We start from the raw sequence: 13721 nt of genomic DNA, 5'->3' as shown, positions 1-13721 counted from the left end.
TGTTGATACAGGGTTCAGTAACAGGCACTGATCTTGACGTTTAACCTCGGCGTGAGGCGAGACGCGCGAGCGTTTCTGTGGGCCAGCAGAACCATTCGAGAAGGCGGCTGGTGATCACGAAGTAGTGGACGCTGACCCAGCCCCGCTCCTTGTCCAGGATTCTGCGGGGCCCATCCGCGTAGACGTAGCGGAGGTATCGGCGGCGGATCGACGTTCCGGCTATCAGCAGCACCGGTGAGGAGATGAGCATGGTCACCGGGACCAGGGCCCTCACGACCGTGAGCTTCATCCTCTCCTCATAACGCATGTGCTCAGTGTGCTGACCTTCATGTTGCTTGTCAGCCTGCCCTGCGGGGTTTGGTGCCGACCTTGAGGCCCCGTTCGGGTAGCGCGCGGTGGTCCCCTCCCCATGTTCTGTCTATGAGGAGGGGACCGTTGGAAAGTGCTCGAGGGCGGTCCCGTGTGCCGACGTCAGCTGCCAATTCCGATGAGGTCTTCGAGCTGGTGGGCGAGCTGCGGGCTGGGCTGCGGGATGGCGCCGAGGTATTCGACGCGCTCGAAGCTCAGGTCCTCCAAGATGGCGTCCTTGACCGCGATCTCGGGGACGGTTTCGATGTCGTCGGCCAGGTCGATGCGCACCGCGACGCCGACCGCCGGTGCGGCCCCCTGGCCCGCGAGCAGCCCGGGCTGACACCGGAGCCCCGGCTGCTCGAGCCGCCTCGCCAGCTCATTCCCGCGCAGCCCGGCAAGGCCCGCCAGCCCGTGCCGGACGCCCGGACCGCGGCCATCAGGATGCCGACCGCTTCCTGTCCGTCTTCTTCGCCGGGGCCTTCTTGGCGGCCTTCTTCTTGCCCGCGGTCTTCTTGGTGGGCATCGCGTGCACCTCGGCCTCCGCTTCCTCCCCGCGGGCCTTCTTGGCGGCCTGAACGCTGTCACGAAGGGCGGCCATCAGGTCCACGACCCTGCCCGCGGGCTCGGCTGGCGCCTCGGTTTCCGGCGGTGCATGCCCCGCGGCCTTGGCCTCGATGACGGCCTCGACCGCGTCCCGGTACTGGTCGCGGTACTGGCTGATGTCGGCGGGGCCGATGGCCTCCATGAGCGCCATGGCCTCGCCGACCTCGCTGTCGGAGATCTCCACCCCCGTGGGCGCGAGCCCTTCGGCGGAGCGGATCTCATCGTCCCAGTGGAGGACCTGGAGGACGATGGCGTCGCCGACGACCCGCAGCGCGCCCAGCCGCTCCCGGTTGTGCCAGGAGAACTTCGCGACCGCGATCTTGTCGCTGCGCTGGAGCGCTTCCCGCAGCAGCACGTACGGCTTGGACGCCACCGCCCCATCAGCCTGAAGGAAATAGGGGCGGCCGAACCGGATGGGATCGAGAAGCTCGGAGGGGACGAACGCCTCCACACCGATGGCCTTGGCAGTGGGCAGCGGCAGCTCGTCGAGCTCCTGGTCGCTGACCGGGACGAGTTGGTCTTTCGACTGCTCGTAGGCCCGCCCGATCTCGTCCTGCTCCAGGACCTGGCCGTCGATCTCGCAGACCTTCCGGTACCGGATGCGGCCGGAGTCGACGGTGTGGATCTGCCTGAAAGTGATCGAGTGGTCCTCGGTAGCGGGCAAGACCTTGATCGGAATGGTCACGAGCCCGAAGCTCACGGCCCCTGACCACACTGGACGCGGCATGACGTACCTCCCAGGCGCCCCCCTGGGTTCGGCTCCAGCCTAGGCCAGCCCCGGAGGAATGCGCCTGGCCAGCCCACATGCAGTATTAGAACTAGAATCCGAATCATGGACGCGAAGGAGGAATGGCGAGCCAAGGCCGGACCGTGGGCCAGGGCCACGCTCGCGGACGGCCAGCAGCTGGACGTCGTGGTCGTCAGCCGCACCCGCACCGCGGACGGCCGCTGGTGGTACGAGTGCGAGGCCATCCTCCCCGCCCGGCACGAAGGTCCTGACGGCACCACCAAGGCCATCGGCGCGCCCACCCCGATCAGCGTCGAAGCTGATGACATCGCGCAGATTCCGGGCGAGGACTACTCGCTGGTGCCGACGGAGGGTGCTATCGCGGGCAGGCAATGGGTGGTTGAAAAACTCCACCAGTGCGGGCCCGATGATCCCGCTCGCCGCTTGCATCGCCGCGACTGCTGGCAGGCCCGGCACAGCGACGAGCGCATCACCACCGAGGACGCCGTCGACCGGCTCGCACGCAAGGCCATTGCATGGTGCGATGTGTGCCGGCCCGATCGGGCTCTCCGCTGCTGACCGCCGGAGTGCCTGGGTACCCGCTCAGGGTCGGCGACCGCGGCACGGGCGATGACCGGATGCCGCCGGAATGACACGGTAGCCAGCACCGTAGGCGGCGCTGACCGGCCGGTGCACCCTCACCGGCGGGCGCTGGTACTCCTGGTACGACGACCGGGAAGTCGCCGGAGCCCGTGGCCTCGACATCGACCACCTCGCCCACTCGCCGAGGCGTGGGACTCGGGCGCCTCGGCCTGGAGCGGCAAGCGGCGCGAGCGGTACGCCAACGACCTGGGCGACTCGCGCGCCCTGGTCGCGGTGACCGCACGGTCCAACCGCCAGAAGTCCGATCAGGACGTGACCGAGTGGCTGCCCGACGAGGCGATGGTGTGCCGGTACGTGGCCGACTGGACGGCGATCAAACTCCGCTGGAATCTCACCCTCGACCCGGTCGAACAGCAGACCCTGACCGGTCTCGCCGCCAACTGCCCGAACCCACCGGTCACCGTCACCACCGCCGACTGATCCCGGCCGCCCGCCGCCCGGCACCGCGCTCGGCGGCGGGCGCGGCCGTCAGCCAGGATGGGGATGGCTGAGGTTTGCGAGGACCGCTTCGTTACTCGCCGTCTGGTGCCAGGAAGAGGGTGGCAGGCTCAGCGACTACAGAGTACGCAGCTGTCCCAGTGCGGGAGGGCATTCAGGACACGGTGCCGTGCACATGAGGCCATGGCGGCGTCGTCAGGCCCGGGGAAGCCAGGGAATCCTGGGTCCGGCGTGGCCGTCGCCGGGGGGAATGCCTCCACCATGCTCTTGAACTGCTGCAGGTAGCGCTGCGCAAAGGGTGGGTCGTATGGCAACTCGTCCCAGCGGTGCCGTTGCAGAGCAAGATCAATCACCCGCAGCACGAACTCCTTGTTACGGGCTTGCTGGGCATCGTCATGCCCCCAGTCGATCTCCTCCAGCTCGAAACCGACAACGCCCCGTCCCACGACGCTCTGGTCCTGCTGGGTGAGAAGTCCTGCGAACTGGTAGTCCCACGGTTCTTGGACAAGGTCGGACACTGCCAGCGTCAGTATCTCGACAAATACCGCGGTTCCCCCGTTGGTCAGCTCCAGCTCCTGGCCCGCGCCGCTGAAGACGTTCACACAAGTCACGCTACTCCGAAGCAGGCACTGAGCATGCCGCAGCCGTGCGATGCTGGTATTCCGCCCCGGTGGTTCTCCCCCGTACCACCGGGGCGGTTCGTCTTCGAGGGGTTCTCCGAGGGTCGGCTGGGGTGCTCAGTCGGGCAGGCCGCTCGGCCGAGGCCGGGCCCGGGCGAACGCTGCATAAGCTGCCGTCATGGGACTGAATCTCACCGTACTCATGGCCAGCTGGGAACGGTTGCGCGAGATTCCCGTCGAGGACCGTACCGAGGCACTGGATGACGCGGTCTGGCCGATGGGTCTCGACGACGAGTACTGCAGCACGTATGGCGGGGCCAAGAGCTGGGTGTGGCCACCGGAGCAGGATTCGGCGTGGTGCGCCGAGTACCACTTCGTCAGCACCACCGGCTCTTACACGTGGCACTCCCGTGCAGGCGATGCCTGGGACGACATGCGCGCGCTCGCCGACACGTCCCTGCGCGAGGCGATGGACCACGTGTTGGACGGTCTGATCTGGAACGAGGATCCGGCCGAAGATCCCACGCTGACCGGTGGCGGGGGCATGTTCCCGCCCGTCACCGACCGCTGGCGGCCCGGCCTGCTCCTCGTCTGCCCGCCGGAGACGACGCTCGGCAAGGCCCGCTCCTGGGAACGGGCCTTGCCGCACCTGGAGAGGCTGCGCGAGCCCTTCGCCGCGGAGTGCGAGGGCTGGGCCGGACGCTCCGAGTCATTTGAGGAGTTCGTGACCCTCGTCCGCGAATGGGGCGATGTGATAACAGAGGCCGCCCGTCGCGGCTGGGGCCTGGTCGGCCTGCAGTCCTGAGCCCGCGTGGGCTGGACGATGTCTTCGTCGGTCAAGGGGGCGGGCACGAGGCGATCGGCGACGCCGGGTGGCGATCCATTCCGCGGCCGCGGCCGACGCCCGGAAAGGCGGCCGGTACTGCTGCGGGTGGCCCGCCGAGTTGGAGGTCACCCAACACAGCATTCAGCCGACGGCGGCCCGGACGATGCGCCGCGCCATTGAGGGGACGCCACAATCACCGAGGAGCAGCCGGGAATCATCCCCGATGAGGGACAAGGCGGCTCGGGTTCGCAGGTTCACGGGGCAGGAGCGCACCGTTCGCACCGGCGGTAATGGCGGCCTCCCTTGGGGCCGGTGTTGTCGTTCATCCATGCTCGCGTTTCTTCTGCCGTCATCGCGTGGAACTGGACGTGGTAGTTCAGCGGCACGAGGTCGGCCAGGGGCCGGTCATAGAAGCGGTAGCCCATCTTGCGGTGGGCGTATGAGCGCAGGGCTTCGGCATCCTCGGCGGACGGTGGGCTGAACGTTTCGGGCATGGCTCGGTACACCACCGAACAGCCGACCTCGTGGAGTCCCTTCGTATTGCCGGTGGCGTAGGGGTACTGCTCGGGCAGGGTCCAGCGGCGCCACCGCTCGGCCGCGAGGGTGAGGGAGGCGGCGAAGGCGTCCTTGTGCCGGTCGCAGATCCGGCAGGTGCCGTCTCGTCGGCACCAGGCGAGCTTGTCCTCGTCGTCTTCGTGCCGAAAGCAGCCCGCTGGTTCGTACATGTGGTCGACGGCGCGCAGCAGGAGGTTTTTGACGTACCTGGCGTCGAGCACGCCGTCGTCGACGGCGGTGAGCAGGTCGAGGACGGCCGGGAGTTCGATGTCGAATCCGTATCCCTCGCGGAACGTGCGCCCGCGAGGCTGTGGGAACGAGCTTCCGAAGGTGAAGTCGACCTCTAGGAGTTCCACGCCGGGGGCGGGCCTCATGGTGATCTTGTGTGAGGACGGCATGGTGCGTCTCCTCGGGACTGCTGGGCGTGGGCGGACCCTACCGTCTGCGGACGCCCGAATAGCTCACCGACCGGCTGGGGGCTTTCGTGTCCGCGCTGCGACGGGTCCGGGGCGCCGTCAGGGCTGGTCTGGGCTGTGGATTTCCCGCACGGGGATCTGTACGGCGCGGGCGTGGCGAATATCGGCATCGAGGTCGGCGGATCCTGGCGGGATGAGCGCCAGGATGATGTCCGCGCCGTGATCGATCATCTGCTGGTTCAGTCGGCGTCCGGCGGTTGGGCAGTATGGCGTTCCGTCTGGCCGCAGCTGCCGGTGGTTGGGATCGGCAGGGCAGTCCGGCCCGCAGATGTCCCATTCCGGAGTGTGGGACTCGGAGGCAACGCCGGCATGCTGCGTCCAGGCGGCGAGGGTGGATCCGAGCTCGCCGTCGAGGCCGTGGACGATCACAAGCGGCTGATGCGGGCCGTGTATCTGGGTCACGTCGTGCCAGGCATCCTCCAGCGCCGGGGACAACAACTCCTGGTGCTGCCACTTTGGGGGCCCGATAACCAACAGGCGGGCGGGCGACAGCACGACGGTGAGCCCCGCGACGCCTGATTCCGGTCTGATGGCCGTCAGCCGATCGGCCACCTGTCGGCTGAGTTGCCGCATCTGGGTTGCCCACGCTGGGATCAAGCACCGTACGTGCAGCTGCCCGCTGGTATCGAGCCGGACCGGGCGTGCCTGCTCGGCCACCTCCTCACCCACGGCCTGGAGCCACCAAGCATGCAGGTCAGCCGAACCCGCAACCGGGCTTGTGGTCATCGGTACGCCTTCCTCACAGCGGTGCTTCCGCTACTCCCCCGCCGATCCTCCCCGGAGGGGTCTCCCTCGTGTGCTTCCCCTTGCCAGCGCTGGTGTGTGGCTTGCCGGCGCTTCTCCTGCCGGACGCATTGGTAGCACTTCCATCCCTTCTCGACGACCGACACGGTGCCGTTGCCGCATCCCTCGGTGGCACAGATCTGGCGAGAAGGGGTGGCGAGATCGAAGACCAGGGACGGCTCGTTCTGCGGCGCGTCGTAGCCATCGGGGGCACGGTCGAGGATGAAGTCGCCGTGCCGCATGGAGTCGAAGGCCACGAGTTCCATGTCGCACGCTTCGCGCGCGCGTTCGTCGGCGTGCTCTGGGCAGCGCTGAAGCAGGCAGCGGCGGGCGTCCATGAAATCGGGGCTGGTGAGATCCCAGACCCACATCTGTCCGCCGGTCACGTTCAGGATCTGCTGGTGGGCGCGGCCGGGGGCGTAGGGGATGTCGGTCTCGATCCAGCGCCCTTCGGTGATGTCGATGATGAGGTTCGGGCAGCGCCGTCCTTCGGCCCCGGCCGCGATGCACTGAAGCTCCTCCAGCGTGCCAGGCGCGATCCGTAAGAGCCCGCCGCGGTGGATCACGTGGCGTACGCCGCCGGTGCCGGCCGCTGTCGGGGGATCGGGTTCCTGGACTTCGGCCTCGCTCCTGGGCGCCGCCGGGGCGGGGACGAAGGCGCCGGAGTGGATCATCTGCCGCATGCGGACGCCGAGCTTGCGGAGGATGCTTTCCATGGCCGGGTCGAGGTCGTCGTGCGGCACGGCGGGGCATACCGAGGAGTGCTTGATGCGGCAATATCCGTAGTCGCGCGGGTTCGCCCCCAGACAGGCGATGCCGTTGTCCAGGTGCCATCGGTACCGGGGCGGGACGGCTCTGGTCGGGAACTCCACCGGGATAAGCGGGACCCTGATCGCCTCGAACGACTCGCGCCACTCCACTGGGTTCCCGCACCACGAACACCGGTCCTGGATGTCCCGCACGGGCTTCTTCGACGCGCTGCTGTTCCAGATGCGCATCGCCACGGCAAGGGCCTCCTGGAATCATCCGGCCCTCTACACGAACTGGGCGTATATGGAGAAAACTGGACGCCAGTTTGCCTCGATGCGACTCCCGGTAGCGGAATGTTTCGGGCGAAACTCCTTAAAGTTCGCGTAGATGGATGAAGCTATGAAATACGCCTGCTCTGCCGCAGGAGCAACTCGCCCCGGGCATCGCCGCGTCGCCCCACAGCCGCGCCCCACGGTGCGCCGCGCCGTGGGGCTGATGCCACCCGCCCCCGCCCGCGTACGTCACGGTTGAAACGCACCTGCTCACAGCCCAGACACAACCCGCCCGGGGTCAACCGCCGGACGTACTTCCCACAGCCCGCGCAAACCGGACCGTCATCGGCTGCGGGCCCAGACGTCGTACGGGTCGCCGCCTCCAGCTCGGCGATACGGGTGGCCAGCAGATGCTCCGCAGTCCGCTGCCGAGCCTGCTCGGCAGCCTGCGCGGCCGCGGCCTTTGCCAGGTCCTCGGGCGTGTCGAAGGGCTGGTTACGCAGGGCTGCCCCGGCACCCGGCTGCCCTCCTACCGGAGCCTCGCCCACGACCTGGGTATCTCCCGCAATACCGTTGCTGAGGCATATGCCGACCTCGTCGAGGAGGGCTGGCTCTCCGCCCGGCAGGGCTCCGGCACCCGGGTCGCCCGGCGCACCGCACCGCTCCATGGGGACCAAGCTCGCCGCCTACAGCGCCGGACCCACCGCCGCGTCCTGGTACGACCTGCTGCCCAGCTCCCCTGACGCGGCCGCCCGCGGCAGAGGGACCTGACCAGCCGTCATGAGACATGAGCTGCGGTCCCGGCAACGGAGCTGCCCTACGCCCTGGCCGGTGACATGACGACTTCCTAGCGGTGCCCTACCGGCGGAGAAAGGGCGGGCGCGTCGCCCTTTTCAGCTGTCCGCCGTCCATGTCCGCAGGACGGAGGCGATGTCTCGGACGGGGAGCTGGCCGGTCGCGGTTTGCTCGATCAGGTCTATCGCCTGGTCGGCGCGCAATTTCACCGTGCGGCCGCTGGCGTGGAGGAACGCCGCGGCTACGCTCGCCGCGTACAGCTCGTTGGAGTGCTCCAGAGCGGGCAGCCGGACAAGGGACTGCAGAAGTGCTGCGGCCCGGTGGTGCGGTTCCGGATAGACCAGATTTCCCAGCACCACGGCGCAGTGGCGGGCCCGGGCCGCCTCAAGCGCGCCATAGTCGACAACGTCCGGATCACCGGACAGTTTCTCCTGAGCGACCTGCAGCAGCCAGCCCAGGTTGATGGTTAAGATCACGCGGCCTGGCCTCCAGCCGGGCGAGGGCCAAATCGTTCAGCGAATGCGATGCCGTGCTCGGCGATGAAGTTCTCGGCACCTTCGAGGAATCGCGCGTGGGCCACATCGTCAGCGAGCATGCGCGCAGCGTACTCCTCGGCAGGCACCTGGATGCGGGCAGCGAGAATTTGAATCTGGTCGTAGACGTCCTCGGTGACGTTGATGCGCAGTTCACGACCGTTGGTGTCCGAAGTTTGAGCAGTCATGGCAATCTCCTGGCGGGTGGAGAACAACAACGCCTGGAAGCTGAGGTGGCGAACCGTGAATCCAGGCGGGCGTGGCGGTTTGTCGGACGCGTCCGGGTTTGGCGGTTTCCCCGGACGTGCAAATCTCGTGTCTCCTACCGTAGCGAAAGCCCACTCCTGTGAGATTTCGCGCCGCAGAAACGGCACTTGCCACAGGCAATTGCCTCTGCCGGTCACGAGGCGGATAGCACCTACCGGCCCCAGGGGGCAGGACGCCCGGTCGCAACCAGTGTGAAGGGGGTTCTTTCGGGAGGCCCTGCGACCAGTGCTGAGGGGTAGCTCAATCAGCCCGCGCTGATCAGTCCAGCCGCGCTGCAGTCGCGGTCCCGGGGTGACGCGGCAGACCTACGCCCTGGCTGGCGACAGCCTCCTACCGGCGCTGCCCGTCCGCTTTGAGGGCTCGATAGTGCGGGGCGATCCGCCACCCGGAGGCCCTTCAGGGGCCTTTTCGTCTGTCCCGTTTCGGGCTCTTGCTCGGTTCCTCCCGGTGCTTCACCATCTGTGGTCATACGAATACGGCGGATGGCGGGGGTGGCAATGTCGTCGAGTACGGGCGGGGACTACTGGGTGGACAAGGCTCTGCCCAGCGTGTTCAAGCACGATCTCCTCAAGCGGTATCTACCGCAGTTCGGGGGGATGACAGGCACTCAGTCACGCAACAAGCGCGTGGTCTACCTCGACGGGTACGCGGGAGAGGGCCGCTACGAGAACGGGGATCCGGCGTCCGCGGAGATCGCGCTGAGGGTCGCCTCGTACCTGGGCGGCAGGCCGGGGCTGACGCTGGAGTGCTTCTTCTCGGAGCCTCAGGCGAAGTCCTTTGCCCGGTTACAGGAGGTCGTCCAGCAATACCTGACTCGCGGCGTGCAGGCGCACGCTCATCGCGGTGAGGTCGACGGCGTTCTCGACCAGGTCGTCGCGCGGGCTGTCCGGGAGCCCTTGTTCCTCTTCCTGGATCCATGCGGGCTTGTCCTGCCGCAGGACCGCCTCGTCAACGTCCTCGCGCACAGGCGCCCACAGAAGAAATGGCCGCCGACCGAGCTGCTGATGAACTTCAGCATGATGGCCGTGTGGCGCCTGGGCGGGCACGTCCGTTCGCCGAAGGGTAACGAGAAGTCGCTGCAGCGGTTCGATGACGTGTGCGGCGGGACCTGGTGGCGGGAGTACTTCGCCGACGCGGTGGCCTCTCGAGGCAAGGAAGGCGCGGTCGAGGACGCGATCGAGGCCGTGGCAGCCGAGTACGCGCGCCGTCTGGTGCAACGCACAGGAATGCTCGTGCAGTCGGTTCCGGTGTCGCACTCGCCACGCAAGCGGGCTGTGTATCGGCTGGTGTTCGCCACCCGCAGCCCGTATGGCCTGTGGGTTTTCGGCGACACCGTTGCCCGGGCCCGGACAACCTGGTGGGAGACGCTGGAGGAACGTGAGGACGACGCGCTGTTCTCCATGACCTCGCTGACGCGCCCGGACCCGAAAGAGGTGGAGGCCAAGGCGGTGCCGGAGATCGCCGAGAACCTCGCGAAACTGCTGGCGCGGACCCGGCGGCCGGTCAGGCTCGTCGACCACACGCTGGAGGTTTTCGGGTCCTTCTACGGGCAGGTCACCGAGCCGGTGGTGCGCCAGGCCGTACGGCTTCTGCATGAACAGGGCAGGACGCTCAGCAACGGGGTGGGCGTGAAGAAGACCCGGGAGATCACTCTCCTCCCCGGCAACCTCGCAGCCTGACGTATGTGGCCGGGCCTGGGTGGCCCGGCCACAACGCGCAGGTCAGTCAGGCCGCGACCGGCATCGGCATCTGGTCCCAGGTCCGGCCCTCCAGCAGGCGGCCGCCGGCCTTCGGGGTGCGGCCGCCCCACTGCTTGAAGAAGAAGGCGACGTCCGCGTCTTGGCAGGTGTCGCGGATACCGGTCACCCAGGCCGCGTCCAGCGGGCGGTGGCGCGGGCCAGACTCCCCACCGGCGATGACCCAGTGGATACCGTCCAGGTCCAGCCCGGGCAGCGGGCCCAGCAGCGGCTCGCAGGACAGGAACCGCACCGCGGCCGGGACCTGGCGCAGATCATCGATGCGGGGCAGCTCGGTCTCCGATTCGACCGAGACGCCCATCCACACGTTTGGCGGCCAGTCCAGCTTCGGAGCGAGCTGGCGCAGGCGCCGGGCCCGCTTGGTCAGGATCTGGTAGGTGTGCTGCGGGGTGGCGGCCATGACCTCGAAGACCTGCCGCACGAACGCCAGCGGCACGCGCGCGTGAAACAGGTCGGACATGGAATTGACGAACACCACCCGCGGGCTCTTCCACTCATACGGGGTGTCCAACGAGTCCGGGTGCAGCGTGACACCGAATCCAGGACCGGAGGTCCGCGAGTCGCCGTCCCTCTGGTACTTCGCCGCGCCCATAGCCTTGAGCCGCTTGGCCAGCGCGAGGGCGTAGCAGTTGGTACAGCCCTCCGAAACGCGGTCGCACCCCGTAGTGGGATTCCACGTCGCCTCGGTCCACTCAATCGCGCTTCGATCGCTCACCGGCTACCTCCCCCTCGCTTCACTGCTCCACCAGTCACGCACGGCATGCTCAACGACCCCGTACCGGCGCCGACACCCGGCCATCCAATCACCTCAACACCTCCGATATCACCGGCCTGTAGACACTTCCCGTACGCACAGTCATCACGCGATACGGACCTCCCCCTGCGCAGTGGCAGTCACCGATCCGGTCCGCTCGGCCCGCGCTCGGCGCAGCGCGCGAGCGCGACTGCTGTCGGCGGCCGCGGTCCGGGCCGCCTTGGCCTGCAGCGCCTCGACCGCAGCTTGCCCGTCGCCGAACGCCTCCTCCGGCTCCCGCATCCCACGGCTTGTGTTCTGCCGCTCGATGGCCGCCGCGATCTGCGGGTCGACGGCGCGCTCCGGCCTGCCGGCCTGGAGGGCGGCCAGCGCCCGCTGATAGCCCGGCGACACGGTCTCACGGGTACGGCCCGGCACCTCGGGCACCGGCGGGGACGCCGCGCGGTTCGTTCCGCCACTGGTGCGGGTCGAGGCGGGTGCGCCGGGGCTCAGCACGCGAATCGAGCGGACCACCTCGCGGCCGACTGCTTCGTTGGCCGCGGCCATCAACCGTGGGGTCATGAGCCGGATTTGCGTTGCGTACGCGGGCGAGTCCGCCCGCACATCCAGCTGCCCCCTGTCGGCGTCGAAGGCGACGGCCTGGACGTGCTCGGCCAAGCGCTCGGCAACCGTGGCCGTGATCCCGGGCCACCGGTCCACGACCGTGCCACCGACGGCCGGGAGGTCCCAGGCCCGGTCGGCCATCAGCCCCTGGAGCACGGCCGCGAAGCCCTGCGGATCGCGCCCGTCCCGCTGCCCTACCCGAGCGCGTCGTCGGGGCGTACGGGCCTCGGCCGTGGCGCCGCGTTTGCGCGCCGCATCCCGAGCGGCGTGCAGTGCGACACGCGCCAGGTCCACGCCGGACAGCTCCTGGCTCACGGGCCCGACCGACTCGCTGCGGGGGTTCGCCTCGATCATCGGGCCTCCTACTGGCGTCCCAGGGACATCAGCGAGCTGCGGGCGCCGCTGGTCAGCCGCATCACGCGGTGCACCAGCTCGGCCCCGTAGATGCGCTCCGCAAGAGGCCGTCCGAGCCCGTTGATGGCGCTCTCGACGAGGGTCGTATCGCCTGTCATGAACTCGTTCCAGGCCTCAATCCGGTGCTGCTGGATTTCCAACTCGGTCAGCTCCAGCGGTCCGCACGGCTCCACCGCGTCGTCGGGGGCGACGACCTGGTCCTGGTCGCGGCCGCCGAGCGCCATGTCCCTGACCTGGGCGAAAGCCGTCTCCACCTCGCGCTGAACGGCGCGGCTGGACGGGGCCTGCCAGTCGCCCTCGTACCGCTCAGCACGGGCGCGGACCTGCTGAATACGCTGGCGGCGCGCCGCTTCCTGGGCCCCGCGCCAGCTCTCCACCATCGCGGCCCGTTTCGCGGGAGTGTCCACGATCTGCTCCGCGCCCCGCAGCAGCACGGCGAGCAGACCGGAGCCGCGGCGGACCCGCGCGGCCTCGCCCCGGCAGTGCAGCCACGCGAGGACCTCGGTCCTGGTCCACCCGGCATCGGCCACGTGCCGAGCCACCCAGGCGATCCGGGGCACCGAGCAGCCCCGCAGCCAGTCCACGTCCCGGATCAGCTCAGCAGCCACCTGATAGCGGCGCCCGACCACGTTCAGCTTCCGGCGACCTCCGGACCGGCCCTTGGACTTCTTCGGGGTGGAGGACTTGCTGCCCCCGCTTGCGAGCTCGCTCTCAGGGGGGAAAGAAGTAGCACCCGCAGTAGAAGACGTATCAGCACCACCCCCCATTGGGGTGCAACGCGACCCACCCGAAACAGCCGTCACAGACGCCCCATCAGCAGCTCTGCGAGCACCCTTCATCGAGGCCTTCGAGGACGTCTTCGAGCGGGGCTTGCGCACCTTACGGGCCGCCTTCTTCCCCAGCCGCGCCATCAGCTCCCGGCCCGCATCCGCGATACCGGTGGCCGCACGGGTGTACGCGGGCGCGGTCTCATCGCGCAGCACCGTACGGATCCCCAGCGCGGAATCGAACTCGGGCGGCAGCATCCGTACGTACACCGACGCCTGCGCCCGCTCGCCACTCACCCTCGTCCCGCGCACCTCCCACGCCAACAGCCCGGTCTCCCGCAGCATTTGCAAGTGGTATTCGACTGTCCGCTCGCTCAGACCGGTGCGGCGCACCAGGTACTCGATCCCCGGACGGCACGGTGTCAGCTCGCTGAGCACCTTCGCGACGTACACCGTCGTCCGCCCGAAGCTGCGCGGCCCGTGCGACCGGTACCGCCGCGGCTCGTACAGCCCCGAGCCCGCTACCCAATGCACGCCCTGCATCCAGGAGTAACCGTCCGGCGCCACCCGGCCCAACGAGGTCGACAGCCACTGCCGTGCCACAGGAACCCATAGCTCGGGCAGCACGGCGACCGCGTCCTCGTCGGCCGACTGCCCGCGAGGGGCGGAGGTCGGCGCGGAGGTCGGCGCGGAGGTCGGCGCCACGGCGCTCACCGGGCCACCCCGCGAGCAACAGCAGGGCGGGTCGGCACAGGCGGGTTATGGAT

At 68.6% G+C, this 13721-nt stretch carries 16 protein-coding genes and 1 pseudogene; 5 read left to right on the top strand and 12 right to left on the bottom strand.

Going from position 1 to position 13721, the window contains the following annotated elements; genetic code table 11:
* Positions 1 to 40: 40 nt before the first annotated feature.
* The 3 genes from LCH29_RS20285 to ku all read right to left on the bottom strand — a co-directional run bounded on the left by LCH29_RS20285 (position 41) and on the right by ku (position 1681).
* On the bottom strand, positions 41 to 289 hold the full coding sequence (locus LCH29_RS20285; protein WP_446463154.1) for a hypothetical protein: 249 nt from the start codon (positions 287 to 289) through the stop codon (positions 41 to 43).
* Positions 290 to 471: 182 nt separating this feature from the next.
* Positions 472 to 639: a hypothetical protein gene (locus LCH29_RS20280; protein WP_446463153.1), complete on the bottom strand. Its 168-nt coding sequence runs from the start codon at positions 637 to 639 to the stop codon at positions 472 to 474.
* 148 nt (positions 640 to 787) lie between these two features.
* The gene (ku, locus tag LCH29_RS20275; RefSeq protein WP_446463152.1) at positions 788 to 1681 is read right to left on the bottom strand and encodes a non-homologous end joining protein Ku; all 894 of its coding nucleotides are present in this window, start codon (positions 1679 to 1681) and stop codon (positions 788 to 790) included.
* A gap of 105 nt (positions 1682 to 1786) precedes the next feature.
* Here ku and LCH29_RS20270 point away from each other — a divergent pair, with 105 nt between their 5' ends.
* The gene (locus LCH29_RS20270; RefSeq protein ID WP_446463151.1) at positions 1787 to 2260 is read left to right on the top strand and encodes a DUF6233 domain-containing protein; all 474 of its coding nucleotides are present in this window, start codon (positions 1787 to 1789) and stop codon (positions 2258 to 2260) included.
* A 297-nt stretch (positions 2261 to 2557) separates the two neighbouring features.
* Entirely contained in the window at positions 2558 to 2764 is a 207-nt protein-coding gene (locus LCH29_RS20265; RefSeq protein ID WP_446463150.1) for a hypothetical protein, read from the top strand.
* A gap of 128 nt (positions 2765 to 2892) precedes the next feature.
* Here LCH29_RS20265 and LCH29_RS20260 read toward each other — a convergent pair whose 3' ends face one another.
* Positions 2893 to 3384, bottom strand: a complete 492-nt coding sequence (locus LCH29_RS20260) for a hypothetical protein (RefSeq protein WP_446463149.1) — start codon at positions 3382 to 3384, stop codon at positions 2893 to 2895.
* A 196-nt stretch (positions 3385 to 3580) separates the two neighbouring features.
* Here LCH29_RS20260 and LCH29_RS20255 point away from each other — a divergent pair, with 196 nt between their 5' ends.
* Entirely contained in the window at positions 3581 to 4207 is a 627-nt protein-coding gene (locus LCH29_RS20255; RefSeq protein WP_446463148.1) for a hypothetical protein, read from the top strand.
* A 275-nt stretch (positions 4208 to 4482) separates the two neighbouring features.
* On the opposite strand, the gene LCH29_RS20250 is transcribed toward LCH29_RS20255, so the two are convergent.
* The 3 genes from LCH29_RS20250 to LCH29_RS20240 all read right to left on the bottom strand — a co-directional run bounded on the left by LCH29_RS20250 (position 4483) and on the right by LCH29_RS20240 (position 7040).
* Complete coding sequence (locus LCH29_RS20250; RefSeq protein WP_446463147.1) at positions 4483 to 5181, bottom strand: hypothetical protein; 699 nt, start codon at positions 5179 to 5181, stop codon at positions 4483 to 4485.
* 117 nt (positions 5182 to 5298) lie between these two features.
* Positions 5299 to 5985 (bottom strand): DciA family protein, encoded by a 687-nt coding sequence (locus LCH29_RS20245; protein ID WP_446463146.1) that lies wholly within the window; start codon positions 5983 to 5985, stop codon positions 5299 to 5301.
* Entirely contained in the window at positions 5982 to 7040 is a 1059-nt protein-coding gene (locus tag LCH29_RS20240; protein WP_446463230.1) for a DUF6083 domain-containing protein, read from the bottom strand. The genes LCH29_RS20245 and LCH29_RS20240 overlap by 4 nt, the downstream gene beginning before the upstream one ends.
* A 434-nt stretch (positions 7041 to 7474) precedes the next feature.
* Between LCH29_RS20240 and LCH29_RS20235 the strand changes: the two are divergent.
* Positions 7475 to 7777 (top strand): annotated as a pseudogene (locus LCH29_RS20235) (GntR family transcriptional regulator); the annotation flags it as partial.
* Positions 7778 to 7957: 180 nt separating this feature from the next.
* Here LCH29_RS20235 and LCH29_RS20230 read toward each other — a convergent pair.
* Both LCH29_RS20230 and LCH29_RS20225 read right to left on the bottom strand, forming a co-directional pair.
* On the bottom strand, positions 7958 to 8335 hold the full coding sequence (locus LCH29_RS20230) for a fic family toxin-antitoxin system, toxin component (RefSeq protein WP_446463145.1): 378 nt from the start codon (positions 8333 to 8335) through the stop codon (positions 7958 to 7960).
* Complete coding sequence (locus LCH29_RS20225) at positions 8332 to 8580, bottom strand: hypothetical protein (RefSeq protein WP_446463144.1); 249 nt, start codon at positions 8578 to 8580, stop codon at positions 8332 to 8334. Before LCH29_RS20225 ends, LCH29_RS20230 begins: the two co-directional genes overlap by 4 nt.
* Before the next feature lie 606 nt (positions 8581 to 9186).
* On the opposite strand from LCH29_RS20225, the gene tcmP reads away from it, so the two are divergent.
* Positions 9187 to 10338 carry a three-Cys-motif partner protein TcmP gene (gene tcmP / locus LCH29_RS20220; protein ID WP_446463143.1) on the top strand — a complete coding sequence of 384 codons (1152 nt, stop codon included), beginning with the start codon at positions 9187 to 9189 and terminating at the stop codon, positions 10336 to 10338.
* Between the two features lie 46 nt (positions 10339 to 10384).
* Here tcmP and LCH29_RS20215 read toward each other — a convergent pair whose 3' ends face one another.
* The 3 genes from LCH29_RS20215 to LCH29_RS20205 all read right to left on the bottom strand — a co-directional run bounded on the left by LCH29_RS20215 (position 10385) and on the right by LCH29_RS20205 (position 13668).
* Positions 10385 to 11131: a DUF5131 family protein gene (locus LCH29_RS20215; protein WP_446463142.1), complete on the bottom strand. Its 747-nt coding sequence runs from the start codon at positions 11129 to 11131 to the stop codon at positions 10385 to 10387.
* Positions 11132 to 11275: 144 nt separating this feature from the next.
* A complete protein-coding gene (locus tag LCH29_RS20210) occupies positions 11276 to 12127 on the bottom strand; it encodes a DciA family protein (protein ID WP_446463141.1) in 852 nt (283 codons plus the stop codon).
* Positions 12128 to 12135: 8 nt separating this feature from the next.
* On the bottom strand, positions 12136 to 13668 hold the full coding sequence (locus LCH29_RS20205) for a transcriptional regulator (RefSeq protein ID WP_446463140.1): 1533 nt from the start codon (positions 13666 to 13668) through the stop codon (positions 12136 to 12138).
* Positions 13669 to 13721: the final 53 nt, after the last annotated feature.

The organism is Streptomyces sp. BRA346 (genome assembly GCF_052851135.1).
The sequence above is the reverse complement of the archived record's forward strand: the minus strand, read 5'-3'. Positions and strand labels throughout refer to the sequence as shown.

Bases quoted from the DNA above. Each gene is read 5' to 3' on its own strand.
- LCH29_RS20255 (WP_446463148.1), top strand. From the start codon at position 3,581: ATGGGACTGAATCTCACCGTACTCATGGCCAGCTGGGAACGGTTGCGC.
- LCH29_RS20210 (WP_446463141.1), bottom strand. From the start codon at position 12,127: ATGATCGAGGCGAACCCCCGCAGCGAGTCGGTCGGGCCCGTGAGCCAG.
- LCH29_RS20240 (WP_446463230.1), bottom strand. From the start codon at position 7,040: ATGCGCATCTGGAACAGCAGCGCGTCGAAGAAGCCCGTGCGGGACATC.
- LCH29_RS20285 (WP_446463154.1), bottom strand. From the start codon at position 289: ATGAAGCTCACGGTCGTGAGGGCCCTGGTCCCGGTGACCATGCTCATC.
- LCH29_RS20245 (WP_446463146.1), bottom strand. From the start codon at position 5,985: ATGACCACAAGCCCGGTTGCGGGTTCGGCTGACCTGCATGCTTGGTGG.
- LCH29_RS20225 (WP_446463144.1), bottom strand. From the start codon at position 8,580: ATGACTGCTCAAACTTCGGACACCAACGGTCGTGAACTGCGCATCAAC.
- ku (WP_446463152.1), bottom strand. From the start codon at position 1,681: ATGCCGCGTCCAGTGTGGTCAGGGGCCGTGAGCTTCGGGCTCGTGACC.
- LCH29_RS20270 (WP_446463151.1), top strand. From the start codon at position 1,787: ATGGACGCGAAGGAGGAATGGCGAGCCAAGGCCGGACCGTGGGCCAGG.
- LCH29_RS20250 (WP_446463147.1), bottom strand. From the start codon at position 5,181: ATGCCGTCCTCACACAAGATCACCATGAGGCCCGCCCCCGGCGTGGAA.